The organism is Paenibacillus tritici, from assembly GCF_013204885.1.
In the GTDB taxonomy this organism is placed as follows: Bacteria; Bacillota; Bacilli; order Paenibacillales; family Paenibacillaceae; genus Paenibacillus_AQ; species Paenibacillus_AQ tritici.
The window spans coordinates 110,612-134,983 of the sequence record NZ_JABMKX010000007.1 but is presented as its reverse complement, the minus strand read 5'-3'; the positions used below and the strand labels follow the sequence as shown (position 1 = coordinate 134,983).

The window sequence follows — 24,372 nt, the reverse complement described above, 5'->3', positions numbered from 1 at the left end:
GCCTGACCTATGCTGGGGTACAGACAGAACTTGAAAGCGAGGCTGCTCGTATTATGAATCCGGCATTGTCCAGGATGAGGCTCGAAACAGAGCGGTTAATCATCCGTCCCTATATTGAAAGTGATCTGAAGGCTTCGTTCGAGCTGATGCAGAACCCGGAGGTGCTGTCCTTCATGCATATGGAGGTCATGCCGCTGCATGAGTATGAAGGCCTGTTCCGCTGGCTGATGTTCAGCTATCATACCCCGTTTGAGCTGCCGTTCAAGTATTCCTTCGCGGTCTGCAGCCGGGCGACCGGCGGGCTGGTCGGCTGGTGCGGTGCCGGCGTGCTGGACTTCAGCGCACCGGATGTAGAGCTGTATTATCTGATCGGGCGTGAACACTGGGGCCGGGGATATGCGACCGAGGCCGCTGCGGCGCTCGCAGGCTATGCCTTCGATGTGATCGGGCTGGAGCAGTTATATGCCAAGGCAGATCCGCGCAATACAGCGTCCATCGGGGTGTTCCGGAAGCTGGGCTTCCGGTTTGAACGTGAGCTGGCCGGGCTGACCGGCGATTATGCAGAATGCAACGGTGAACTGCTGCATGTACTGACGAAGGCACGGTTTGCGGAGCGGCTAAGTGGTGGAAAATGAGCATGGGCTGGGCGGGCGGCCTAGTGTTGGGGAATGACCATGGCTGGGCTGGCAGGCGGGTGTTGGGAAATGACCATGGCTTGGGCTGGCGGGCGAGCGGACGGGCAATGAACCGAAGAGGCTGATGCGCGGATGGGCGCGGGATATGAGCGGGAGATCGGCGGAATAGGATGGAAGTAGCGCGGAAGAAGTGCGAATAAGTGCGGGGTGATCGGGAGATCGGAGATCAGGGATCAGGGATTGGAGATTAGGGATTAGGGATTGGGGATTGGGGATTAGGGATTAGGGATTAGGGATCAGGGATTAGGGATTAGGGATTAGAGATTAGGGATTAGAGATTAGAGATCTGAGATCTGAGATCACGGCTTGCTTAGCCGTATTGTAATAACAGGTGCCGTCCTTATAGGATGGCACCTGTTGTGTGTGAGCGGACTCCTATCGCTGTCTTATGCGGCATTGCGCCATTGTGGCAGTTTTGCAGACTGATTGTATTTTCTGCAATAGAATTCGCACTTTGCTAAGTTAAATCATCATCTGTTGTATTTCATACAATGACTTTCGTGAATTCTGCCCGAAAGCCTCGATTGTTCACGATTCTGCTGTACAGAGTGCAACAGAATCAATTATTAGACCAATTTCGGGGTCAGCTAATGTACAAAGTACAACAGAAGTAGAATTCAGCCAGTTCTGAACTCCTAACGATTAAGGGTGTCGAACAGGACCAAGACCATAATTCAGGCTTAAGCGTGCCTTGATAAGACAACTTACGTACGCGGATTCACTCTTACCTGTGCGCCCTTACCGCTGGTCTGCAGCCCGGAGGCCTTGCTTCCGGCGTCCTTCAGATCGGCCACCAGCCGTTCCAATACTGCCTTCGCGGCGGCGGCTTCCTTCGCGCCGGAAGACTTCACGACGAGCTGCACCGGCTTGCCGGAGCGCAGATGCTTGTCCGCCTGACGCAGCTTCGTATCGTAGTCATGCTCTTCAATATGGGCGGTGAAGCGCAGCTCCTTCACCTTCTCGTTGCTGCTGCCGCCTTGCGGGCGGCTGGTATCCCCCTTGCGCGCTGCTTGTGCAGCGGCTTTGCCTTTGCCCTTGGCAACCAGGCTGCAGGGCGGCGGACTGCTCATCAGCGAGGTGCAGACCAGGTCTGCTCCTGCGGCTTTGGCCAGGGCCAGAGCCTCGTTTCTGGATACGGTACCGAGCCTTTCGCCCTTCAGCCCGGTCAGCTCGACCTCGGCTGCCTTGATCTGTTCATTCATCAGTACGGCCACGGAAATGATCCTCCCTTTGTATATAATATAGCTATCATATATGGAAGCGGACGGGGCTTCAATAACTGCCGCCGGTTGCTTCCGGAAGATGGACAGGCAGTTGAGCCGCTCCTGCAAAGCGGTTATACTCAGTGGAATGCAGCATATTCAGTGCTGAGTCACTGAAATACTATATTTTTGTTGAATGGGGGATGGCAATTGAATGACACCACGGACGATAAGCAGTGGATGCTGCTTATTGCACAGAAAGACTCGAATGCCCTCGAACTGCTCTATGACCGGTATGAACGGTTCATCTACAGCTTTGCTTATCAGATCGTGAAGGACCCGGCGGCTGCAGAGGATATCATGCAGGAACTGTTTCTGCGCCTATGGAAGAATGCCGGGCAGATAGACTTCGGCAAGGGCAAGCTGCTCACCTGGATGTTCACGGTGACCCGCAAGCTGGCGATAGATCATCTCCGGAAACGGGATGCCAGACTGCCGCAGCAATCCGTAGATTTCGGGAATCTGGAGCAGGTTCAGGATCTTACGGCACTTACCGGGGATGTTGCCGGGCTGCTGACAGCCGGGGAAGAGATCAGGGAGGCGCTGCTGGGGCTGAGCAGAGATCAGCAGCAGGTCATGGATATGATCTATTATCAGGGCTATACCCAGCAGGAGGTAGCGCAGCTTGTGGCGATTCCACCAGGGACAGTCAAGGGAAGAGTCCGATTGGCTATGAAGCAGCTTCACAAGTCTGTACGGCACTGGGCAAGGAGGGATCATGTGTATGAGTGAACAGGTCGAGGAACTCTGCGAGTGGGTTGAATTATATGCTCTAGGTGCACTCACGGCAGAAGAGATGCAGCAATTCGCTGCCCATGCAGCAGATTGCGATGAATGCCGGAGGCTTGTAGCTGAATACCGTCAGGTACTGGACCATCTTCCTCTTGCCTCAGAGCCTATAGACTCTCCCACCGGCATGAAGGAACGTATATTGTCACGGGTGTTAGAGTCCGGAAATGCCGGGGCTCCGGCAGCTAAGCCGAATGCGGGCCTTACGGTTCAGCCTGCGGCAGAGCGCAGCAGCGTGGAGCGTGAGCCGGTTAAGGCTCCTTCCGCAGAACAGGGCTTGCCCCAGTTAAGTATTCCGGCGCCTAGACCAACCCGCTTCCGGGGTTATATAAGCCTCGGATTAGCTGTGGCTGTGCTGCTGCTGCTAATCTATACCGGGCAACTGCGCGGGAATGTAGCAGAGCTGAAGCAGCAGAGTACTGCTGGCACCGGGCCGCTGCAGGGGCTTAAGGTGAACGAAGCGGTAACGCTTAGTCCCGCGGGAGAGGGGATATCCGCCAAGGCTGTGGCAACGCTTGCCGCAGATGCTTCCGGTACACACCTCATAATCCAGGCGCAAGACCTGCCGGAGCTTACAGGTACGGAGGTCTATCAGGTGTGGCTGATGAAAGGGGACGCACCGGTGAATGCGGGCACCTTCATCTCACAGGCCGGAAACGGGGCGCTGTATTATACATTTGACCCGAAGGCTTATGATACCATAGCCGTTACGCTGGAACCGGATGCGGCGGGAAAGACCCCGCGCGGGAAGAAGATACTGACCGCGCCGCTTAAGCAGGGGTAGCAGCGGGAATATGGAGAGATAGCGAAATCTATCGCTATTCAAGCAGAACAGCCGGGAAGGTTCCCGGCTGTTTTTGTGCAAATATAAGGTGTTATATGAGCATAAGTGCACCTCATTTCAGCAGACGCAGGCCAAATGAGCCAATGAAGTGTATTAGTGCACCTCATTTCAGCAGACGCGAGCCAAATGAGCCAATGAAGTGTTATTAATGCACCTCACCTCATTTTACCGGATGGCACCAGGGGGAGATGAACGAGAATGGTGAGGTTGCCTTACATTTATTGGATTGAAATTATTTATCGCCCTGGATATCCACGGTTCCGGGAGGGAACCCATGCGTTCTGCTGCGCCGGACTATCCATACCGAAAGAGCCAGCAAGACAAACAACGCCCATGGGAACGATGCAACACCCGTTGTTTCGAGAAGAATTCCACCAGCTATACCGCCTCCGCCAATGGCCAGATTCCATGCGGTTACAAGCATGGATTGCGCTACATCTGCGCTCTCTCCTCCAGCTGTAGCAATGGCTGTTTGCAGTAGCGTGGCTGCTCCCCCGAACGTTAAGCCCCATACAGCAGCTACCAGATAGATTACAACAGGCTTGCCGCTTCCAATGCTGAGCAGAACAGATGCCAGCGCAAATGCGGTCAGGCTAATCAGAACCAGCAGCCTCAGATGACGATCAATCCACACGCCTGTTAACCAGATGCCAAGAAGTGCTGTAATCCCGAAAATAAGAAGCACCAGATCCACGCGCCCGGATAGTCCGGCCTGAGTAAGGTACGGTGCTATATAGGTGTATAGGATATTGTGGGCCAGTACCCAGGCCAGCACGACAAACAGGATCGGCCGCACTCCCGGGCTTGTGAACACCTTATTTAGCGGGAGCCGCTTATCCGCAGCTTCTCCCGGATAGTCCGGCAGCTTCCAGAGTATCCAAAGGGTTAGCAGCAGAGCGAACAGTGACAAGACTCCAAAAATATTACGCCAGCCTGCAAGGTCACCCAGGAACGTTCCGGCAGGGACTCCAAGCGCCAGGGCCAGCGGTGTCCCCGCCATTGCAATAGCCATAGCCCGTCCCTTAAGCTGCTCTGGTACCATGCGCCGGGCATAGCCTGCGATCATTCCCCACAGGACACCCGCGCACACACCCGCGAAGAAACGGGCCGCAAGGGTCAGAGGATAACTCGAAGATACGGCAGTAACGGTATTGAATATGAGGAAGCCAAGGATGCATAGTAACAGTAGAGGTCTCCGCCTCCAGCCGCGTGTTACTGTGGTCAATGGAATGGCGGCAAGTAACGAGCCCAGGGCATAGAGGGTAACAAGCTGACCTGCCATGGCCTCTGTTACTCCAAGACCCGTACTGATCTGAAGGAGGAGTCCGGCGGGAATCGTCTCCGTCAGAATACAGATAAACCCGGTCATTGCCAAAGCAATCAATCCAGCCCAGGGAAGACGCTCTGGGGCAGGGGGAGGGGGGCTTTGCTGCGGAGAAGCAATTGTGCCGCTGCTCATCGCGATTGTCTCATTAGTGTTGTTCATGACGGGTCCAATCTGCCGTAGATGGCATTGCACAGGTCAACCGTGAATGGACCAGACATACCCTCCAGTGCGGTATTGGTGAAGGCTACCACGCTTAGCCGCTGCTTGACATCGACGAACCACGAATGGCCATAGGTACCGCCCATGCGCCAAGTGCCAAGGGACTCCGCAGTGTTGGCGGCAGCAGGATCTTTAAGGACGGTCATCCCGAGGCCGAAACCCCGTCCCGGCCAGAAGGGCATGGGCAGATCGCCAATCTGGTTGGCCGTCATTTCGCGGACCAGAGACTCCGGCAATAGCGGCGCACCGCCTTTGCGCAACGTCTCCAGCAGCTGCAGGAAGTCTCCCGCACTGCCGACCATGCCGGCTCCGCCGGAAGGAAAGGCAGTGCTGTCTAACGCCCGGTCCGGGGCAAGGCGGAAGCCTGCCGTTCCTTCTACGAAGGCCAATCTGTCCGGATTCTCCATAAGCCGCAGTCCGGGAACATCATCGGCATAAGCTGAGGCCAGGCGCTGCGGGTCTACGGCAACGAAGCTGGTATCCGTCAGATCGAGGGGGCGAGTAATAAGTGAGCGGACCGTTTCACTGAGCGTGTTCCCGCTAACGTTAGCAATTACTGCTCCCAGCACATCTGTTGCGATAGAATATCTCCACTGGGTGCCAGGATGATAGAGAAGCGGAACAGAAGCGAGCCGCTTCAGGTTCTCTTCAAGCGTGATACCGGACTGATCCATGCCATCGGATATGCCAGCCTGCTCATAGGAACCGCCTTCTTCCTGAAAGAAGCGGTAGGTCAGACCGGCAGTGTGTGTCATTAAGTGACGGACTGTCATTGCTGGAGTCTCTCCGTTCTCAAGCCGTGGCTGAAAGCCCGGCAGCCACCGGTCTACACGGTCATCCAGCTTCAGGCGCCCTTGCGCCACCAGAATCAGAGCAGCCGTAGAGGTATACGGTTTGGATACCGAGGCGAGCCGGAACAAGGCGTCTTCCCGCATAGGCTGGTTGAGCTCGCGGCTCGCATAACCAGCAGCACGGCTATAGATGAGTTGCCCGTCTAATGTTACCTTTATGACAACACCTGCCAGACGCTTGTCTGTTAATGTCTTGTCGATGACCTTATTAATGCGTTCCGGGAGACGGTTAGGGTTCATGGTGTTCGAATAGAGCATACTCAACATCCTTTCGCTACAGTTAAAGCAGTAACCATTTCTGCTTTACTATTGTAAGTTAAGTATATAAAATAAATTAACTTGAATACATGAGCCATTAACGTTAAAATCCGCCTTATACATTTAAAGTTAAGGGATTTCAAATAAATAATCTTAAAATTAAAGGAGAGGTCAACAATGGACTCTATTGATAAGCAAATTCTGTTCCATCTGCAAAATCAGGCGAGAATCTCTATGACAGAGCTGGGGAAGAGCGTAGGTCTGTCTCAGCCAGCAGTAACGGAAAGAGTTAAGCGTATGGAGGAAAGCGGGGTGATCAAGGAGTACCGGACAATTATCTCGCCGGAGAAGATCGGGAAGCAGGCCGCGGCTTATATCCTTTTCCACTCCAGAGAGTGTCATGCTTTTGTGGACTTCTGCCGTGCCCATCCCGATGTCGTAGAGTGCTACCGCATCAGCGGAGAACACAATTATCTGTTAAAAGTCATGTCCGACTCTACACAGGGCCTTGAGGAGTTTGGGAATCAGTGTGATAAATACGGGAATTATACGATTCTGATCGTTATGTCATCGCCAATAGATCATAAGAATCTCCTTCCTTCGCTGGAAGAAGCAGGTGAAAATCTGCTTAAATAGAGATAAGAAATCCTAACAATATTCCTTGACAGGAATATTCCTGATAAGATATATTAAGAATGTACCCGGATACTAAAAGGCTGTATAAAAGGAATATGGAAATGATGGACACAATGACATTTAGCGCACTTGCTGAGCCTACCCGCCTGCGGATGGTTGAGATCCTGAAGGACGGGCCTATGAGCGTAGGCGATATCGCCGAGCGGCTCGCGCTCCGTCAGCCCCAGGCCTCGAAGCATTTGCGTGTGCTGCTGGAAGCCGGACTGGTTGAGGTGGAAGCGGCGGCTAACCGCCGGAACTACAGGTTGCGTACGGAGCCGCTGGAGGCTATGGATACCTGGCTGGAAGCTTACCGCAAGCTGTGGAATGAACGCTTCGACAATCTGGATGATTATCTGCGGCAGCTGCAGTCCGAAGACAAATGAATGACTATCAGGAGGGATTAGGAATGTCTGGAACAATGATTTCCCGAGTAGAAGGTCTTGAGCTGGTTCTGGAACGTGTATTCAATGCCCCGCGTGAGCTGGTATTCAAAGTATTCTCTGAGGCAGAGCATCTGAAGCAGTGGTGGGGACCGCGCGGCTGGATTGTTCCCTTCTGCACTGTTGATTTTCGTCCGGGCGGCATCTGGCATTATTGTATGAAGTGTGTGGATGAGAAGCAGGGGGAATTCTTCGGAATGGAATCCTGGGGCAAGGGCGTCTACCATGAGATTGTCGATGGCGAGAGATTCGACTATACCGATTACTTCTCCGATGCCGAAGGCAATGAGACGGAAGGGATGCCGTCCACACTGGTCAGTATGAGGTTCGAAGAGGTTGAGGGGGGGACGAAGCTGGTCAGCCGGTCGAAGTATGATTCGGAGGAAGCGCTTAAGACGGTCATGGATATGGGGATGGAGCAAGGGATCACCGAAACCTGGGACCGGCTTGAAGAGCACTTGCAATCCATTCAGTAACTTGACGGAATATAGGTTGAACGTTCATAGAGAGGTTGTCTTGATGCCGGATATCCGGCCGAGGCGGCCTCTTTTTGAGATGGACTGTTATAGGGTCACCTTAAAAGGACGGCGTAGCCGTTTCTATTTGTGCTTTTCCGGTGAATGGGTAATAGCGAATATACTGACAACAAGCAGTCCTGCGGAATTGGGGACAGGCTTGTTTTGCAGTGTCCAATTAGGGGGGCCAAAGGCATGGATGAGGCGTTGCTGGAACAGGTGAAGCGTTGGCATGATGAAGATGAATATCAGCAGATTGTGGACCGTATTCTGGATATTCCGCCGGCTGCAAGAGATTATGAGTGTATCGGCCAATTAGGCAGAGCTTACAATAACCTGGGTGAATACGGGGAGGCGCTGGAGCACCTGCGCAGCATCTCCAAGGAAGGCGGGGATGATCCGCTGTGGCAATTCCGCATAGGGTATTCCTACTATCACCTGAAGCAGTATGAGCAGGCTATTCATGCGTTTGAACGTGCGGAGGCGCTGGAGCCGGGAGATGGGGATACCGCGAGAATGCTGGAGTGGAGCCGGGAAGGCGCCCGGCGTGAGACAAGAGAGCAGGCAAGACGCGCCGAAGCGCTGGAGGCCTTGAAGGTGAATAGAGAGGGTGGCGGTAGAGACCTTGGTGCATTCCTCGACTATTGCGCGGACTTCTGGGAGGACAGTGATTATGCCCTGAAGGAGTATGTGTCCCCGCTGCCCAGTGACGAGCTGATTGCCTCTGTGGAGCAGGAGCTGGGTTATAAGCTGCCGGCCTCTTACATCTCCATGATGAAGCAGCATAACGGCGGGATTCCGCTCAATACGTGTTTTCCGGTGAATGAACCCACTTCCTGGTCTGAAGATCATGTTGCAATATCCGGAATTGCCGGGATCGGCCGTGACAAAAGCTATTCCCTCTGCGGGGAGCTGGGCAGCCGCTTCATGATTGAGGAGTGGGGCTACCCCGATATCGGCGTGGTTTTCGGTGACTGTCCTTCCGCAGGACATGATGTCATTATGCTGGATTACCGTCACTGCGGCCCGGAAGGGGAACCTGAGGTGATTCATGTGGACCAGGAGAGCAACTATGAGATTACGTTCCTGGCCCCGGACTATGAGACCTTCATTCGCGGGCTGGTGAACGAGGAGGTCTATGATACCTCGGAGGAGGATAAGCAGGAGGATCTGCAGAAGGTAGCGTCCGCGCCGTTCTCTCCGCTGCTTCAGGAGCTGTGCGATAAGGTTACGGAAGTGGACGGTATAGAAGGGATTATCCGCAAGATCTGCACCTCCATCGTAGAGGAGAAGGGCCATTTCTCTCTTCACGCGGACGAACGCTCCACCTTGATGTATGATCTCCAGTTCTGGCTCTATACCAGCGCTTACCCGAATACGAGCCGTGACCAGTATCTTGAGGTGTATTCCAAAATGATCGCGTTCGGCGGTGAATTCAGCACAGGCGGATATGCCCCGGGCTTCATCTCGGACTGGCTGGATGACCGGGTCCGGCAGGGAATGATCGTGGAGACGGAGGGGGCGCTCCGGTTCACGGATGAGGCGAAGGAACAATTGCTGAAGAAGCTGAAGCAGGCAGAAATCGCGGATGCTGTGGACCTGAAGCCTTTTATAATCGTGGAGCAGGAGAATGGCGGGAAATCGGTGATTCTGAACGTTGGCAATTATAGGACAGAGGTATTCGCCACACGGGAAGAGGAAGGCTTCGAGGGAAATGGATATGATTGGGCATCTCTGGCCGCGGTATTCCTGGAGGAAAAGATGCCTGAGCTGGCCGGTATTGTCCGCTTCGATCCGGAGGCAGATATGTTCTGCGCCTATTCGTCCGATGGTGATGCGCTTGTCGCCTTCGCGACTGCCTTCAAGCAGGCTTGCGAGGATGACGCGCTCATCCGCGATCTGTTCTCACGTGCGGAGCTGGATTAGACTAGGAACTTTTTGGATTTTTTTGCGTCTCTACTATAAAGGAATGTAAAATTCAGGAGGTTGTGATGATGAGGAAGTTACTCCTAGGTTCATCTGTTATTCTATGTGCTGCGCTGCTGGCACCGGTAGCGCATACGGCGTCCGCAGCGGGTCCGGCTCCAAAAGGAACACAAGTAGTTGTGAATAATAACGATTTAGAGACCAAAGATATTCTTAATAAGAATAATCAGGTGTTTTTTAGCCTGACTTCACTCCAAAGCTTGGGCGGATTAACGTTTGCCTGGAATAATACGACTAAGCAGGTAACCGTGAAGGGGAGCGGCACCAGCCTGCAGTTGACCATAAATCATACCACAGCCCTGAAAAATGGAGCCTCCGTGTCCTTAAGCGCTGCTCCCTTTATTCATAAGGGCAAGACCATGATTCCTTTACGTTTTGTTGCCGAAGCTCTGGACGGTTCCGTAACTTGGAATCCCAACACCCAAACGGCATTTGTGTCCAAACCAGGCGCGAAATTGTTGGCTGATCTGAAGAGCAGCGAGTTAAGCACGGCAAGGAATGCTGCGATTAATCTTCCCAGAGTGTCACAGCTCACGGAGGACTTTGAACCTTCTCTGGAGACCGCCAGTCTCCAGTATTATTTTCCGGCAACGACCAAAGACCGGTTCATCGAGGTCAATAATAATGTAATCCGTTATTATCAATTGACGCAGAACACAGCTTACCTTAAGTGGCAAGCTCTCACTGGCGACAAGGCCGGCAAGCAAGGTAACCTGTATTTCATTAACCGCGCTCTTACGCAGGAGAATGGTTCCTTACCGGATTTTACAGCTACGACCTTCGCAAGCTTTCGCTGGATGCCTCATATCACTTCCACGGGGTATGGTTTGATAAATAAGGGGAATTGGAATGAGGTTATTTATAAAGAAGCCGAGGTTCCTCAACCTAAGCTGAAGGAAAATTATATTATTGTGGATATTCCAGAGGAACAATAATGGGTGATCGTATGGTGACTGTCCTGAGGTTGCTGTGACTCCAGGGAGAATGTAAGGCTGGGTGTCTGTGACGCCCAGCCAACTGGGAAAGGAACACCTTATGGCATTGCTTTAAAGTCCAAGTAGTGTTTTTAAAGAATATGCTTCTTGTCCTCCCACTCCAAAATAGAGATTAATATACGGAGTACCATCTCCTGATCTACTGACGAACGTTCAACAAGCAACTCTATAATCTGACTAAGAGCATCCTTTTGCTCCATGGGTCCAATATAGCGGAACAGTTCCTCCAACGATATGTGTAACCCGCCAACTACCTTCTCCAAAGTTTCAAGCGTGAGGTTCTTCTCTCCACGTTCAACTTGTCCCACATAATTCGTATGTAAACCTGACCGTTCGGCAAGCTGCTCTTGCGATAGGTTCATCTCTTTGCGTATTTTTCGAATGCGCTCTCCGATTCTTTTAACAAGCTCGGATTTGGACTCATCTGTCATCTTTTTTTTCAGAGCTATCCAATGTAGCCATCACTTCCCGGTTGATCTTGGTGAGAGCTTCGATTTCGTTTGTACTCCTACCACTAATCAGAGTCATATGTTCATCTAACGCCTTACGGCGGTTGGTATGATCCTCGAAACGGAAAATTTCTTCAGCGGGAATTTGGAAGGCAGCTATTATTTTCTCCAGTGTCTCCAAAGAAATATTACGGTCTCCACGTTCAACCCCGCCTATATAGCTATAGTGAAGTGATGCAGCTTCCGCCAGCTGTTCCTGGGTCCATCCTTTTGCTTTTCTAAGCTCACGTATCCGACTTCCTACACTTTCCGGTAAATTCATGGGATCACCTCCACTTAAGGTTAGAAGAGGTATGCTAACCAATACAGATAACTAAACTCAAACTTAATGAGAATTAAATTGTACTTAAAAGTACTGTTTATATTGACCAAATATATATTCGGCTATACAATTAATTGGAAATGGATAAAAAAGGAGGCCCCATCCATGCGCCCTTCCATTCTGAAATTACTTAACCCGGACATTATCGTTGAAATGCTGGAAATGGCATGCCGCTTAGAGGATTGGGACAAGATGCTGAACACGGCGGGTATTCTTTACAATTTCGCGCAGTGTATCTATGAGGAGCGGCAGTATCACAAGGCTAAAGGGCTTCCGGTACCACTTGTGGACACGCAGCGTCCGCTTGTGTATTACTTCGGGTTCAGTCATCTGATGCAGGGCATTGCCTATCAGAAGCAGCAGAAGTATGACGAGGCAAAAGAGACGATATACCGTTATGCCGAGCTTGGCTGGATGGAGGAGTTAGGGGGAGAAGGGGAGGAGATTGCCGAGGAATTCAGGTATCTGGCCCGTGCCAACCTGTATATCGTGGAGATTTTGTCCGGCAGGATGGAGTTTCTGGAGGGGTATACCCAGTTCTTGCAGGATAATCCTGAAGAGCTGTTGCCGGGATTAGGGACTATTGTGCAGGCTGCGGTGAATTATAGGCTGGATGTGGACGATCTGCTGCATAGGTTCGCGGAGCAGAGTGCCGGATTTGGGGACTATGAAGATGCAGATAATCTCTCGCATTATTTCAGCTATTGTTATCATTTGGCTCTATATCATAGACGGGCAGGCAGACTGCAGGAGGGGCTGGACTGGACAATGCAATCTTTAAGGCTGGCCCACCAGTCCAAGCATGACGGGAATTTCAAGCGCTGTCTGGCGTTGTTCGAAGCACTGCGGGAAGGGATGACGGACGAACAGGCCGGGGGATATCATGGATTGCTACAGGAGTGCCTTGGTCAAATTGTTTGAGTGCATGTGGAGTTAGGTTCAAATCTTGTTCTTCTTCCGTAAAAGAAAGATCAGTCCGCCAATCAAGAATCCGCTTATCACTCCTGCTAAGACAGATTTGAGGATGCTGAGTACAATATCTATGGATGTGTCGTCAGGTGTTGCAGTCAGATTCACAATGAATAGCAGACTGAACAGAATAGATGTGATTAGAAAAGTTTTTGAGGCAAGGAATCGTTTCATGGTTCTCCTCCGTTCACCTTCGATTCTACCATAATTATCCTGAAAAATTTTCATTTTTCCTATATAGGGCAAATCGAACGGGGCGAAAAGAATGTATCGCTATTGAATTTATCCAAAATTGCTGAGACCTTAGACGTTAATCTGATTCATGCTCCGTGAGTCCAACAGTGATAAGGTTCGATTAGCTACAAATGTGTTAAGAGAAATTTTTAAAGGTAATACTTCTACATAAACAGCAGCCCCTCCTGCCGGAGAGGGCTGCTATTTGGACTGCCTCAAACCCGGCAGCAGAGTGGATTAATGTAACAATCTTACGGCTTCAAAAGCACCCGGTGAACTCCCTGGCTGCCGCCTGGTGCGGTTCCGAGATATAAATACTCCCCGTGGCTTACGGCAGTGGTGATGCCATACAAGGTTCCTTTCGGATCATGCCAGCTGTTCACTAGCTCTCCTTCGGGTCCGTATTCTGCGACTAGTCCGTGCTTCACCGGGGCACTTGCTCCATTCAACAAGGGCTGCGGAACTTTGGACATCGTTGCTGCTACCCAGGGGTGACTATGCATGTAATCGGCAAAAGCCAGACGGGTCGTGAATACCCCTACCCAGAAGTGTCCCTGGGCATCCCGGGTGATATTGTCCGGGAACCCCGCCAGATTCTCCGCAAAAAGATCAGAGGTGCCTTGCTTGGGCCCCTTCAGCCAATAGCGGGTCAGCTGGTAATGGTAAGATTCAGCAACAAGTACGAAATCTTCATCGGCAGACAATACGACTCCGTTGGCGAAATACAAATCCTTCAGCAGAACGGTTGTCTGCTTGGTCTGCGGATCATATTTCAACAATCGTCCATGCGGTTTGTTCTCGGCGATCTCTTTGAACATGACCTTCCCATAGTTAGAGGTATCGGAGAAATAGATCGATCCGTCTTGCGCGATGTCCAGCTCATTCGCCAGATAGATCGGTCCTCCATCTACTTCAGTGGCCAACACTTCAATCTTTCCATCCTTGTCAATCGACAGCAGCCCCTTCTGAATATCCGCCACAATCAAATTTCCGTCGGCATCGAATTTCAGCCCGTTAGGTGTTCCCTGGGTATCGGCGAACACTTCGGCCGGCTGCGCTTTGCCTTCCGCATCGAAGGCCACCCGGTAGATTGTGCCGTCAGAGTCGCCTGTATATAGCCGCCCCGCGGCATCAAAAGTGATAAATTCCGGGAACTTCGCGCGGTCTGTCACAAGCTCTGCGGAGCTAAGCTTGTTGTTCTCTTTCCAGGGACCCTCCGTCTCAAAAGAAGGGGCGGCAGGTGCAGACCATACAGCGGGCTCCACCGGGGCAGGCATCAGCAGGAATCCGGCGATTCCCAGCACAATGACCCCGAGCAGGACCAAACCCCATCTGCGGATGTGTTGACCGGTGGAACGTTTACGTGGATTGGTTACTGTGGACATTATAGATCCTCCTTAGAGTGTGTAGGGCGAAGCATACCGCCAACCAGCCGCAGACCTTGTCTGCGGGTCATGAACCGGGTAATCTGGGCACTCAGGTAATTGCGGAGTCCCGGAACAACATACTGTTTCCCTCTGGCCATAGCGCGCAGGGTAAGGGCTACTACCCGCTCCGGCGTGTCCTTCGCGCCGCCGACAGACGCATCCTCCGTACCCACCACGTTGAAGAAATTAGTCTCCGTCGAGCCTGGACACAGGGCGAAGAATTGAACGCCGCGATTACGATTCTCCCACCACAGCGCGTCGGTAAAGGACAAGACAAAGGCCTTGGTCGCCCCGTATACGGCCATATAAGGCAGCGGCTGAAAGCCTGCGGTCGACGATACATTGATCACCGCACCTGCCCCTCTGTGGAGCATGCCGGGAAGGAATAAATGAGTCATATCGACTACAGCGGTGACGTTGAGCATCACTTCTTCATGCTGCCGTTCGCCGGAGACCTCCTCGAATAGGCCGTGGGTGGCAAAGCCCGCATTGTTAACCAGCAGATCTATACTCAGGCCAAGCTGCTGGCATTGACGGTACAGCTCTCCGGCAGCGCCTTCGAGCGATAGATCCAGGGGAATAACCCGGCACTGGACTCCATGGCTGCGCGTCAACTCGGCTGCGAGCGCTTCAAGTTTGCTTTTGGTTCGGGCTACCAGCACCAGATGACTGCCTTCCTTGGCTAACTGTCTTGCGAACTGTTCGCCGATTCCCGAAGAGGCCCCGGTGATCAACGACCATTTTCCTTTAATATTCATAAGTTCTACTCCTTCTGGTACAATGTTTTGTTTTGGTAACACTGTTTCCTATGTGAATCATAGTAACCAAAAGGACGCGCCTGTGTCAACTCCTTTTTTTGAGCGTGAGGGTTCAATTGACAACCTATGTTCAAATGTTTAGAATTCCTGTTATAACCGGGCAACTCTGTTGCTGGTCCATAACATGATAACCGAATGAAGGTGATTCTTATCAGTAGCGAAGACAAATCTTCACCCTCCACGGAGCGGGTATTAAAAACATATCAGGAAGCCCGTCTGCAAAATACGGAGAATCTCCGTAAGCTTGTGGTGGATGCGGCCGCCGCCATTCTTCAGGAAGAGGGGCCGGAGGCCGTCACTGTGCGCAGAGTATCGCAAAGAATGGGCTGCTCCACCAAGATCATTTACAATTTGTTTGTCAATAAAGAGGGTCTGGCCCAGCAATTGTATCTGGAGGGCTGCAAGCTGCTGGCCCAGCGCTTCGAAGAGGTGCCGCCGTCGCCAGATCTGCTGCAGCATCTGCTGGATCTGGGCGAAGCGTTCTGGCAGTTCGGACAGGACTACACCAGCTACTATAAGCTGATGTTCGGAGGGGCTTTTGCCGAGTTCAAGCCGGATGCGGAGAGTATGCAGGGAACGATGACTGCCATACACCGCCTGCTGGTTCTAATCAGCACTGCCCAGGAGCAGGGACAGATCTCGGATCAGGAAGAGACCGGGAACCTGGTCAGCACCATATGGGCATCGCTGCACGGTGTAATCCACCTGTATATGGGCGGGTTCCTGGGTGATGTGGAGGCAGCCCATACCATATATAGACAAACAATGATGCTGCTGTCTGAGTCCTTGTTTGCCGCATCCAAGCCAGAGTAGAGGAGCGAACAAGGGATGATTGCACTAATCTTGGCTGCGGGATATGCCACCCGCCTCTATCCGTTAACCCGGGATACCCCCAAGCCGCTGCTGCCTGTTCAGGGGAGTCGGACGATCCTGGATCTGCTGGCCGCCCGGCTGGAGGTACTGGAGGAGATTTCAGAGATTCTCATTGTGACGAATGACCGCTTTTTTCATGCTTTTGAACAGTGGCAGCAGCAGTATCAGGGCTTGAAGCCGGTTCGGGTGCTGAACGATGGCACTTCTTCTCCTGAGGGCCGGTTAGGCGCGATTGGCGATATCCAGTTTGTGCTGGAGCGGGAACAGCCGCAGGAGGATCTGCTGGTTCTGGCAGGCGATAATGTGCTGGGATTCGGCCTTGAGGGGTACTTGGAGTATTTTCACGAGGTGGGTACCGACTGTATTCTTGTCCGTAAGGTAGATGATCCGGCTGAGCTTCGCAGTATCGGTGTGGCGGAGCTGGATGCGCAGATGCGGGTCCTGTCGCTGGAGGAGAAGCCGCAGGAGCCCCGCTCGAACATAGGCGTATTCGCTCTCTATATCTATAAGCGGTCCACGCTGCCGCTGTTCTCCCGTTATCTGGCCGAGGGGGGCAACCCGGATGCGCCGAGTTATTTCCCCGAGTGGCTGCATTCCCGCCAGGAGATGCGGGCCTATTATACGGAGGGGACGATTGATGATGTCGGCACCCCGGAGGCCTACGCAGAGATGCGGGTCAGGCTGGGGGAACAGGCAGAGTGATCTGGGTTAATAATCAAAAAAAACGCACGGGTACAGAGAGAATTTCTCATTCCCGTGCGTTTTTTTTGGAAGAGCAAGGGTAGTAGAGCAGTTCTTGGAGATTATCTATGATTCAGTACAATTGGGCCGCCGCCTCTGGAGTAAAGGCTTGAATTTCCTCCAACCTGCCCTCACGGATTTTCTTCGCCCATGCCGGATCACCCAGAAGTGCGCGTCCAACCGCTACCAGATCGAACTCCTGGTGGTCCAGCCGCTTCAGCAGCTCCTCCATCCCTTGATGGTCTGCATCCCCGCCTTCAGCGGGATCATTGTCCATGCCTACGGAACCAACGGCAATCGTCGGCTTCCCGGTAAGCTTCTTCACCCATCCGGCGAGACCCAGCTCCGAGCCCGCGAATTCCGGGTCCCAGAACCTGCGGGTCGAGATGTGGAAAATATCCACCCCTGCCTGTACCAGCACATCCAGGAATTGCTCCAGCTGCTCCGGTGTATCCACCAGCTTCGCCGTGTAATCCCCCATCTTCCACTGGGACAACCGGATGGAAATCGGATAATCCGGTCCGACTACAGCGCGGACGGCCTGGACAACTTCGGCTGCAAACCGGGTACGCTTCAGGAAATCGCCGCCATAGCGGTCCGTCCGCTGATTGGTTATTTCCCAGAAGAACTGGTCAATCAACAAGCCGTGGCCGCCGGAGAGCTCTATTCCGTCGAAGCCAGCTTGCTGTGCATTCACTGCCGCATCGGCATAGGCCTGAATGACCCCGGCAATTTCTTCTTCTGTCATCGGCCCGCTTATCTTGTTCCCCTGCATGTCGAGTCCTGATGGCCCGATTGATGGTGCATCCGGGTGAGGCTGGGAACCCATGGACCGAATCATTCCCATATGTGACAACTGCGGAAAAATGATACCGCCGGCCTCATGAACCTGTCTGATGACTTCACGCCAGCCGTTCAGAGCGGCTTCACCAAAGAGATTAGCCAGTCCCGGATCACTGCTTGCTGCCGGATGGTCAATCATACCAACGGTGATGATTAGCCCCACCCCATTCTCAGCACGGCGGCGGTAATACGCTGCCATATCCTCACCCGGTACTCCCTCCGGTGAAAAAGCACGCGCCATCGGTGACATTACAATCCGGTTGGGTATAGTTAATTGTTGAACCGTGTACGGTTCAAATAAGGTCTCCAGTGAATGGATTTGCTCCTGTTGTTTAGCCATGGTTAACGCCTCCTGTAGGTTGAATGATTATTCTCAAAGCGGGGTATGAATGCAATAGTAACAAGCTCCAATCCTCCCTTCAACCAACAAACTGCCCAAGTTGTTGCTTAAGCTAGAAGCCGGAAAAACTGTCGTATTGGCAGATCCTATTTGTTGTGTACAGAGCACATGTTTATAATAAGAGGATTATAATCTCTTCTGAAAGGGGCGCTCCTTGGATGGCTGGCATACTTCCCCCCAATCCGAACGACCCGCGGGTGATTCGGACCCGTCAATTAATTCTGGATGCCTTCGTCCGGCAATTGAATATCATGGACTTCAACTCGATAACCGTCGGCGACATTACCAAAGCAGCTACGATTAACAGGACCACCTTTTATGCACATTTCCAGGATAAATATGCGCTGTTCGAAGCCTTTTTGTTAGATGCCTTTACGAATATGGTCCTCCATAAAGTCGATGCAAAAGGACCGTTGACTGAGAAAACGCTTCAAGAGCTGATAGTAGCATTATGTAATTATCATGAAAACAGCCACCGCTGTTTCAAAAGATATGATTCTGTAGCTCTCTTACTTGAGGAGAATATTAAGCTGCATCTCGAGAAACTTATCCTGCAGCTGATCTCCGGATCAGCTGCAGCTACAGATTCGAAGCCGCTTGCAACTGCCGCCACCCTGCTAAGCTGGTCCTTATATGGCGTAACCTACCGCTGGAATCTGGAGGGAAGATCAGAGTCTTCCTCCGAACTGGCGGAGCGGGTAATGCCGCTGATCACGGGCGGATTTCCCATGAGCCCCCAATGACCAAAAACGCAGAGCAGCGATCCTCCAAATGGGAAAATCGCTGCTCTGCTCACTTTTTGTTGGTTTTAAGAATGAAGAGAACTGTCTTCCGCCGTAGAAAACCTGCCTTTGGGATAGCCTCGTAGCCGTTTCCGCTTGGTTACGGCTCTACGCCGTAGATGAGCGTCCCGTTATGGTATACAGTGATCCGGTCGTTGGCGGTGAAGCTGGTCAGCAGCGGCCGGAAGGAGTAATCGTTGGCCTGGCTATAATTCGCATAGTTATCCTTGTGAATACGGAACTGGATCTCTCCGGTCGAGCCGGAAGCAGCCAGGCTGCCTGCCCCGTCCTTAAAGGAGATTTCAGCGTAGGCATCGGCATCAGGGACCGGAGCTGTGAGCGGGACGATGGTGGTCTGGATATTGTTTTTGCCGACGACGGCGTAGTCAATCTCCATGGTGTGTGCGGAGCTGCCGTCCTGGGTGAACCAGTAACGGATCGTGAATTGGCTGAGCGGGACGGGGACGGTGGAAGTGCTCTTTAGCTGAAGACTTGCCCGGATGGAGCCCACGTTGTTGCCGGCCTCATCACTGCGGTAGAGCGGAGTGGCGGTTACAGGTCCTGTCCCGGGGCCTCCAGGCTGTTCAATAGGAGGGAAGGTGACCGTCTTCATGATCCGGTTCAGCATGAGCTGCTTCGGCCGGTTCCAGGTTGCCCAGTCATCCTGCAGCAGACCGCCGGTATCCCCGCTGTTGGGATTCAGTGTCCAGTAGGTCCAGTACAGGTCATTCGTGCCGATGTAATCGACTAGTTTATTTTGCCACTTCCCTTCAACCGAGAGGGTATCCACGCTGCGTCCTCCGAATTCACCCATGATTAGAGGGGCAATGTTCTCTTTGCTGATATAGCCCCACGTCTGATCCCATATGGCAGGCAGATTCGCCGGAAAAGCAGGATCGCTGAACCACGGCTGCTCCGCCACTCCGGGACCGTAATCATGCGGAGAATAGACCACTTGATTCGGAACGGTAAGCGTTACCGGATAATTCCGCACCCCGGTGAGGTTGCCGCCCCACCAGTACTTACTGGTGTTACCCTGCACATTCTGCTCGATCCCTTCGACAATGATCAGCCAGTGCGGATTCACTGCAAGGATTGCATTCCCTGCCCGCTGAGCTGCGAGCCGCCAGTCTGTGCTTAGATCGCCGGTCCCCCAGCTTGCCGTGCCGTGAGGCTCATTATGCAGGTCGGCACCGATTACCGTAGGATTATTCGCATACCGTGCAGCCAGCATCACCCAGTCACTGATCCAGCGGGATTCAGGATATGCGGCGGTATACCAGAGCGTCGACTGCCCGCCGGAATCAGGGCGGTGGCGGTCCAGGAAGATTTGAATGCCGCGCTGGCCGGCTTTTTCGATTAAGGTATCCATGATTTCGATGGGAGTCAGACCTGCGAGGTCCGGGTTCTTGGCATAATCAATGCTGTTGGCCTGGGAGGCCGGATCGAACATTTGACTGCTGAACGGCAGGCGAATCAAGTTGTACCCTTCTGCGCGGACCTGATCGAGCACATCATCCATGGAACGCGACCATAATCCGTGCGGGGAATAGTTCGCTGTCTCGAAGCCAAACCAGTTGAGTCCGTTGAATACGGCCGGGTTCCCCTGCGAATCTACAATCCGGCTGCCCGAAGTGTGGTAATAACTGCCTGTTGTCTGCTGCGCATTCACCCTATGTCCGGCAAAAGCGGCGGTACCTGCAAGCAGTGCTACAGCCAAAAGCATCTTCCCCAGTGTCCTGAAACCAAAGGTCATTCACTTTCCTCCTCGTATATGATTCATGATAAAGTCGAACTTTATATCATACGGGCCGAATGAAAACCTATTCATCCGGGACAGCCTTAAATATGGAAAATTATTGAATTCGTTTGAATGCTGCTGAGAAGTGCTTCGAAGGCTAAGCGGGGGGCGAAAGTGCTAATGAGATGCGCTTCGCTGAAGGCTAAACGGGGCGGAACATGCTGATGAGCAGCGCCGCTCTGAAGGCGAGGCCGGGAGCGGAACATGTTGATGAGCAGCGCCGCTCTGAAGGCGAGCCGGGGAGCGGAATTAGATGGATTTCCTCCACTTGCTGAGGGACGAATGGGCCGTATTACGGCAAGAGTTGGAAAAATAGCACTTAAATGATCACATATCAGCCAAAGAAGCCGAAACGGACAATAGTAGTTGGAGTTTTTCCACTTGCTTCCCTGGATTGCTCCGAAATCGGCGAATTAAGATACGTTATTCCACTTGTTGGCTGGCAGGCGTCGTGGTAGGGGGTCATCGCATACTATCTACTATTTATTCTGCCAGATTATGAGAATTACAGCTAGTCATAAAAGGGAATAATTGTTATAGTTACAAATGTAAGCGTTATCCATATTTGAGAGGAGCGTGCAGAATCATGTATTCAATCCAAATGAAATCCAAAGTCATCCAATGGGCCGCCATCGGGTCGCTGGTCGTGTCCCTATTCATGGGCTCACTGGCGGTGAGCGGGGACAAGGTGTTCGCCGCTGAGTGCACGAACGGTTATGTGGGCTTAACTTATGATGATGGACCGAATCCCAACACGACAACGAACCTGCTGAATGCTCTGCAGCAGAATGGCTTGCGGGCCACGTTCTTCAACGTCGGTCAGAATGCGCAGAATCATGCTTCCCTCGTGCTTGCCCAGAAGAATGCGGGCATGTGGATTGGCAACCATTCCTGGTCGCATCCGAATCTGACACAGCTCGGCACTGCCCAGGTAACCTCTGAGATTGTTAAGGCGCAGCAGACACTGCAATCCATTACCGGCACAGCGCCGAAGCTGTTCCGTCCGCCGTATGGTGCGACCAACGCAGCCCTGAAGTCGACCCTGGCCCAGCAAGGTCTTACTGAAGTGCTCTGGAATGTGGACTCCCAGGACTGGAACGGAGCGACTACGGCCCAGATCGTGACCGCCGCAGGCAAGCTGCAGAATGGGGATGTCATCCTAATGCATGACCAATACCAGACCACGCTCCAGGCCGTTCCACAGATCGCGCAGAATCTCAAGAGCCGCGGCCTATGCTCTGGTATGATCTCTCCGGCAACCGGCAGGGCAGTCGCACCTGACGGTGGCGGCGGCAGTCCTGCTACGACGAAGGTAGAGGCGGAGAATATGACCAAGGCCGGTCAATATACCGCGAATATCAGCTCGCCGTTCTCTGGAGTCGCCTTATACGCGAATAATGATTCTGTGAAGTACACACAGAATTTCACGATTGGCACCCACAATTTTTCCCTTCGTGCGGCTTCAAATAACGCCAGCATGGCCAGAGTTGACCTGAAGATTGGAGGGGTGACGAAGGGCACCTTTTATTATGGCGGAAGCAGCCCTGCGGTCTATACGATCAGCAATGTCAGCCATGGAACCGGAAATCAGATTATTGAGCTGGTGGTCACAGCCGATGACGGGACCTGGGATGCTTACCTGGATTATCTGGAAATCAACTAGCGCGCATATTTAAGGGGGGCCCCAGTCAGCCGGCGCATGGCTGCCGGGGCACCCCCTTATTGTGCTTCAGCTTCGCCCGCCAGGCCGCGGATATTCTCCAGATCGCTGCTGCATAGTACCTCAAGATTCGCTGTAATCTTCTCCGGGCTCCAGTCCCACCACTTCAGCTTCAGCAGGAGGGCGATGAGCTCGTCTCCGAAGCGCTGCCGCAGAATCCGGCCCGGATTGCCCCCGGCAATATGATATGCAGGCACATCCTTGGTGACAGTGGCATTGGCGGCGATAATGGCTCCGTCGCCAATGCTCACGCCCGGCATAATGGTGGCGTTCTGGCCGATCCAGACATCGTTGCCGATGACGGTATCGCCTTTGTAGGGCAGCTCCGCCAGCTCTGGGGTGGCCGCTTCCCAGCCTCCGCCCATAATGTTGAAGGGATAGGTGGTCACCGAGCCCATCCGGTGGTTGGCCCCATTCATGATGAATTCGACGCCTCGGGCGATGGCACAGAATTTGCCGATGATCAGCTGGTCTCCGATGAACTCATAATGATGGGTGACGCGGCTCTCGAAGGATACCGACTCGTCAGGATCATCATAGTAGGAGAAGTCTCCGGCGGTGATGTTGGGGCGGGTAATCATATTTTTGATGAAGCGGACTTGCCTGATCTGAGGATTCGGATGGAGGTCATCCGGATTTGGTCCTGTAGAATGCATAGGATCACACCTTTCCTGGATAAATGGGTACGTCATGATTGGATTCTAGCTATAGTATAGTCCAAGCGAGACTACAGTTCTTCCATATATTATAAGAGACTGGTAGTTTGTAATCTCTTATGTTAAGGGAGGCTTGGCTGGAATGGCTATTCTATCAACAGGACCTATTGAGAATAATGCAGTGAATAGTGTAAGGCCTACGGTACAGGTGACGGTCAAAGTCGATAACCGGGATGCGGTGAATCCGTCTGCGGTTCTGATCCATGGGTATAATTTAACCCTCACAAGAACGTTGTATGTTAGCGAGCTTATTACGGTTTCCCCGGATGAGGTAATCACAAGAAATTACTTTGCCAATCTGGATGCCTATGAATTTGTCTTCACGACGGAAGGTCTCGCTGAATTGCAGACAGAGGTCTCCGTATGGGGCAAGGATTCAGCCGGACAGCTGGTTACCGCCCACCGTCTCGTCTCAGCCGAGCTGCTGGGAGCTGAAGATGGAGCAGCCACAGGCTCCGTCAACCGGATCTATGTCTCTAATTTCAATAGCAATGATGTCTCTGTGATCAACGGGGCAACGGGTGCGGTGGTAGCAGTCATTCCTGTCGGTGTGAATCCTGCAGGAGTTGCAGTGAACCCGTTAACCAACCGGATCTACGTGGCAAATCTGAACAGCGATAACGTATCCGTCATTGACGGAGTGACGAACACGATACTTACCACCGTTCCTGCCGGAGGTGGCTCGGGGGCAGTGGCAGTCAATACCGCTACCAATGCCATCTATGTGGCTAATTTCAATGATAATACGGTGACTGTTATTGACGGATTGACCAACACTGTGGTGACGACCATTATTCCTGCCGGGGGTTCGCCTTTTCCAACGGGAATCGGCGTGAATTCCTTAACCAATACGATTTATGTCTCTGATTTCAACTCAGATATTGTTACCGTCATTGACGGGGCTACCAATACAGTGATTACCCAGATTCCCGTTCAGGTTAACCCGTTCCGGGTGGGCGTTGATCCTGCGACGAACCGGATCTATGTCTCCAACTTGACCAGCAACACGGTATCCGTCATTGATGGAGCCACCAATACGGTGATCACTAATGTGCTTGTGGGCACGACTCCGGCTGAGCTGGGAGTGAACGTATCTACCAATGCCATCTATGTGCCCAACCGGGATACCGACAATGTCTCGGTGATTGGCGGGTTAACGAATACAGTGATTACTACCATTCCGGTCGGAAATAATCCCAACGGCGCGGGAGCCAATCCCTTGACGAACCGGATATATATCACCAACCAGGATGATAACACGGTATCGGTTATTGACGGGGTTACCCAAGCTGTGGTCAGCGTCATTCCGGTCGGTGCGCGACCCTTCTCGGTCGGCGTCAATCCATAGGCACCCAATG

General features: G+C 52.6%; 25 protein-coding genes and 1 pseudogene. 15 read left to right on the top strand and 11 right to left on the bottom strand.

Annotation, left to right across the window (positions count from 1 at the left end; all coding sequences use genetic code 11):
• Positions 1 to 53 precede the first annotated feature (53 nt).
• Positions 54 to 635 carry a GNAT family N-acetyltransferase gene (locus HQN87_RS14020; protein ID WP_173134104.1) on the top strand — a complete coding sequence of 194 codons (582 nt, stop codon included), beginning with the start codon at positions 54 to 56 and terminating at the stop codon, positions 633 to 635.
• A 764-nt stretch (positions 636 to 1,399) separates the two neighbouring features.
• Here HQN87_RS14020 and infC read toward each other — a convergent pair.
• Positions 1,400 to 1,909: a translation initiation factor IF-3 gene (gene infC, locus HQN87_RS14015; protein ID WP_173134101.1), complete on the bottom strand. Its 510-nt coding sequence runs from the start codon at positions 1,907 to 1,909 to the stop codon at positions 1,400 to 1,402.
• 198 nt (positions 1,910 to 2,107) lie between these two features.
• Between infC and HQN87_RS14010 the strand changes: the two genes are divergently transcribed.
• Positions 2,108 to 2,689, top strand: a complete 582-nt coding sequence (locus HQN87_RS14010; RefSeq protein ID WP_254075493.1) for an RNA polymerase sigma factor — start codon at positions 2,108 to 2,110, stop codon at positions 2,687 to 2,689.
• Positions 2,682 to 3,530 (top strand): anti-sigma factor domain-containing protein, encoded by an 849-nt coding sequence (locus tag HQN87_RS14005; RefSeq protein WP_173134773.1) that lies wholly within the window; start codon positions 2,682 to 2,684, stop codon positions 3,528 to 3,530. The genes HQN87_RS14010 and HQN87_RS14005 overlap by 8 nt, the downstream gene beginning before the upstream one ends.
• Positions 3,531 to 3,822: 292 nt before the next feature.
• Here HQN87_RS14005 and HQN87_RS14000 read toward each other — a convergent pair whose 3' ends face one another.
• Together HQN87_RS14000 and HQN87_RS13995 are read right to left on the bottom strand one after the other, a co-directional pair.
• Positions 3,823 to 5,049 (bottom strand): MFS transporter, encoded by a 1,227-nt coding sequence (locus tag HQN87_RS14000; RefSeq protein ID WP_173134770.1) that lies wholly within the window; start codon positions 5,047 to 5,049, stop codon positions 3,823 to 3,825.
• Positions 5,050 to 5,072: 23 nt separating this feature from the next.
• A complete protein-coding gene (locus HQN87_RS13995; protein ID WP_216857299.1) occupies positions 5,073 to 6,245 on the bottom strand; it encodes a serine hydrolase domain-containing protein in 1,173 nt (390 codons plus the stop codon).
• A 177-nt stretch (positions 6,246 to 6,422) separates the two neighbouring features.
• Between HQN87_RS13995 and HQN87_RS13990 the strand changes: the two genes are divergently transcribed.
• The 5 genes from HQN87_RS13990 to HQN87_RS13970 all read left to right on the top strand — a co-directional run bounded on the left by HQN87_RS13990 (position 6,423) and on the right by HQN87_RS13970 (position 10,799).
• A complete protein-coding gene (locus tag HQN87_RS13990; protein ID WP_173134098.1) occupies positions 6,423 to 6,881 on the top strand; it encodes an Lrp/AsnC family transcriptional regulator in 459 nt (152 codons plus the stop codon).
• Positions 6,882 to 6,985: 104 nt separating this feature from the next.
• On the top strand, positions 6,986 to 7,306 hold the full coding sequence (locus HQN87_RS13985; protein WP_173134095.1) for an ArsR/SmtB family transcription factor: 321 nt from the start codon (positions 6,986 to 6,988) through the stop codon (positions 7,304 to 7,306).
• Positions 7,307 to 7,329: 23 nt separating this feature from the next.
• Complete coding sequence (locus tag HQN87_RS13980; protein WP_173134092.1) at positions 7,330 to 7,839, top strand: SRPBCC domain-containing protein; 510 nt, start codon at positions 7,330 to 7,332, stop codon at positions 7,837 to 7,839.
• Positions 7,840 to 8,073: 234 nt separating this feature from the next.
• Complete coding sequence (locus tag HQN87_RS13975) at positions 8,074 to 9,804, top strand: Imm51 family immunity protein (RefSeq protein WP_173134073.1); 1,731 nt, start codon at positions 8,074 to 8,076, stop codon at positions 9,802 to 9,804.
• A gap of 68 nt (positions 9,805 to 9,872) precedes the next feature.
• Positions 9,873 to 10,799, top strand: a complete 927-nt coding sequence (locus HQN87_RS13970; protein ID WP_173134070.1) for a copper amine oxidase N-terminal domain-containing protein — start codon at positions 9,873 to 9,875, stop codon at positions 10,797 to 10,799.
• 131 nt (positions 10,800 to 10,930) lie between these two features.
• On the opposite strand, the gene HQN87_RS13965 is transcribed toward HQN87_RS13970, so the two are convergent.
• Both HQN87_RS13965 and HQN87_RS13960 read right to left on the bottom strand, forming a co-directional pair.
• Positions 10,931 to 11,290, bottom strand: a complete 360-nt coding sequence (locus HQN87_RS13965; protein WP_173134067.1) for a helix-turn-helix domain-containing protein — start codon at positions 11,288 to 11,290, stop codon at positions 10,931 to 10,933.
• Positions 11,280 to 11,630, bottom strand: coding sequence for a helix-turn-helix domain-containing protein (locus tag HQN87_RS13960; protein WP_173134064.1), 351 nt, complete (start codon positions 11,628 to 11,630; stop codon positions 11,280 to 11,282). The genes HQN87_RS13965 and HQN87_RS13960 overlap by 11 nt, the downstream gene beginning before the upstream one ends.
• A 165-nt stretch (positions 11,631 to 11,795) precedes the next feature.
• On the opposite strand from HQN87_RS13960, the gene HQN87_RS13955 reads away from it, so the two are divergent.
• Positions 11,796 to 12,611, top strand: coding sequence for a DNA-binding protein (locus HQN87_RS13955; protein WP_173134061.1), 816 nt, complete (start codon positions 11,796 to 11,798; stop codon positions 12,609 to 12,611).
• 18 nt (positions 12,612 to 12,629) lie between these two features.
• Here the strand turns inward: HQN87_RS13955 and HQN87_RS13950 are convergent, their stop codons facing one another.
• Complete coding sequence (locus tag HQN87_RS13950) at positions 12,630 to 12,833, bottom strand: hypothetical protein (protein ID WP_173134058.1); 204 nt, start codon at positions 12,831 to 12,833, stop codon at positions 12,630 to 12,632.
• A 48-nt stretch (positions 12,834 to 12,881) separates the two neighbouring features.
• On the opposite strand from HQN87_RS13950, the pseudogene HQN87_RS13945 reads away from it, so the two are divergent.
• Positions 12,882 to 13,065: pseudogene (locus tag HQN87_RS13945) on the top strand (helix-turn-helix domain-containing protein); the annotation flags it as partial.
• A 79-nt stretch (positions 13,066 to 13,144) separates the two neighbouring features.
• Here HQN87_RS13945 and HQN87_RS13940 read toward each other — a convergent pair.
• Positions 13,145 to 14,278 carry an SMP-30/gluconolactonase/LRE family protein gene (locus HQN87_RS13940; RefSeq protein WP_173134055.1) on the bottom strand — a complete coding sequence of 378 codons (1,134 nt, stop codon included), beginning with the start codon at positions 14,276 to 14,278 and terminating at the stop codon, positions 13,145 to 13,147.
• A complete protein-coding gene (locus tag HQN87_RS13935; protein WP_173134052.1) occupies positions 14,278 to 15,078 on the bottom strand; it encodes an SDR family NAD(P)-dependent oxidoreductase in 801 nt (266 codons plus the stop codon). The genes HQN87_RS13940 and HQN87_RS13935 overlap by 1 nt, the downstream gene beginning before the upstream one ends.
• A 195-nt stretch (positions 15,079 to 15,273) precedes the next feature.
• Between HQN87_RS13935 and HQN87_RS13930 the strand changes: the two genes are divergently transcribed.
• Complete coding sequence (locus HQN87_RS13930; protein ID WP_173134049.1) at positions 15,274 to 15,951, top strand: TetR/AcrR family transcriptional regulator; 678 nt, start codon at positions 15,274 to 15,276, stop codon at positions 15,949 to 15,951.
• 15 nt (positions 15,952 to 15,966) lie between these two features.
• Complete coding sequence (locus HQN87_RS13925) at positions 15,967 to 16,713, top strand: sugar phosphate nucleotidyltransferase (RefSeq protein ID WP_173134046.1); 747 nt, start codon at positions 15,967 to 15,969, stop codon at positions 16,711 to 16,713.
• Between the two features lie 112 nt (positions 16,714 to 16,825).
• On the opposite strand, the gene HQN87_RS13920 is transcribed toward HQN87_RS13925, so the two are convergent.
• The gene (locus tag HQN87_RS13920; protein ID WP_173134043.1) at positions 16,826 to 17,935 is read right to left on the bottom strand and encodes an NADH:flavin oxidoreductase; all 1,110 of its coding nucleotides are present in this window, start codon (positions 17,933 to 17,935) and stop codon (positions 16,826 to 16,828) included.
• A 218-nt stretch (positions 17,936 to 18,153) separates the two neighbouring features.
• On the opposite strand from HQN87_RS13920, the gene HQN87_RS13915 reads away from it, so the two are divergent.
• Positions 18,154 to 18,738, top strand: coding sequence for a TetR/AcrR family transcriptional regulator (locus tag HQN87_RS13915; protein ID WP_036722827.1), 585 nt, complete (start codon positions 18,154 to 18,156; stop codon positions 18,736 to 18,738).
• Between the two features lie 139 nt (positions 18,739 to 18,877).
• On the opposite strand, the gene HQN87_RS13910 is transcribed toward HQN87_RS13915, so the two are convergent.
• Positions 18,878 to 20,533 (bottom strand): cellulase family glycosylhydrolase, encoded by a 1,656-nt coding sequence (locus HQN87_RS13910; protein ID WP_173134040.1) that lies wholly within the window; start codon positions 20,531 to 20,533, stop codon positions 18,878 to 18,880.
• A 631-nt stretch (positions 20,534 to 21,164) separates the two neighbouring features.
• On the opposite strand from HQN87_RS13910, the gene HQN87_RS13905 reads away from it, so the two are divergent.
• Positions 21,165 to 22,241: a polysaccharide deacetylase family protein gene (locus HQN87_RS13905; protein WP_254075492.1), complete on the top strand. Its 1,077-nt coding sequence runs from the start codon at positions 21,165 to 21,167 to the stop codon at positions 22,239 to 22,241.
• 56 nt (positions 22,242 to 22,297) lie between these two features.
• On the opposite strand, the gene HQN87_RS13900 is transcribed toward HQN87_RS13905, so the two are convergent.
• Positions 22,298 to 22,954, bottom strand: coding sequence for a Vat family streptogramin A O-acetyltransferase (locus HQN87_RS13900; protein ID WP_173134037.1), 657 nt, complete (start codon positions 22,952 to 22,954; stop codon positions 22,298 to 22,300).
• Positions 22,955 to 23,096: 142 nt separating this feature from the next.
• On the opposite strand from HQN87_RS13900, the gene HQN87_RS13895 reads away from it, so the two are divergent.
• Positions 23,097 to 24,362 carry a beta-propeller fold lactonase family protein gene (locus HQN87_RS13895; RefSeq protein ID WP_173134034.1) on the top strand — a complete coding sequence of 422 codons (1,266 nt, stop codon included), beginning with the start codon at positions 23,097 to 23,099 and terminating at the stop codon, positions 24,360 to 24,362.
• The last annotated feature ends 10 nt before the right edge of the window (positions 24,363 to 24,372 follow it).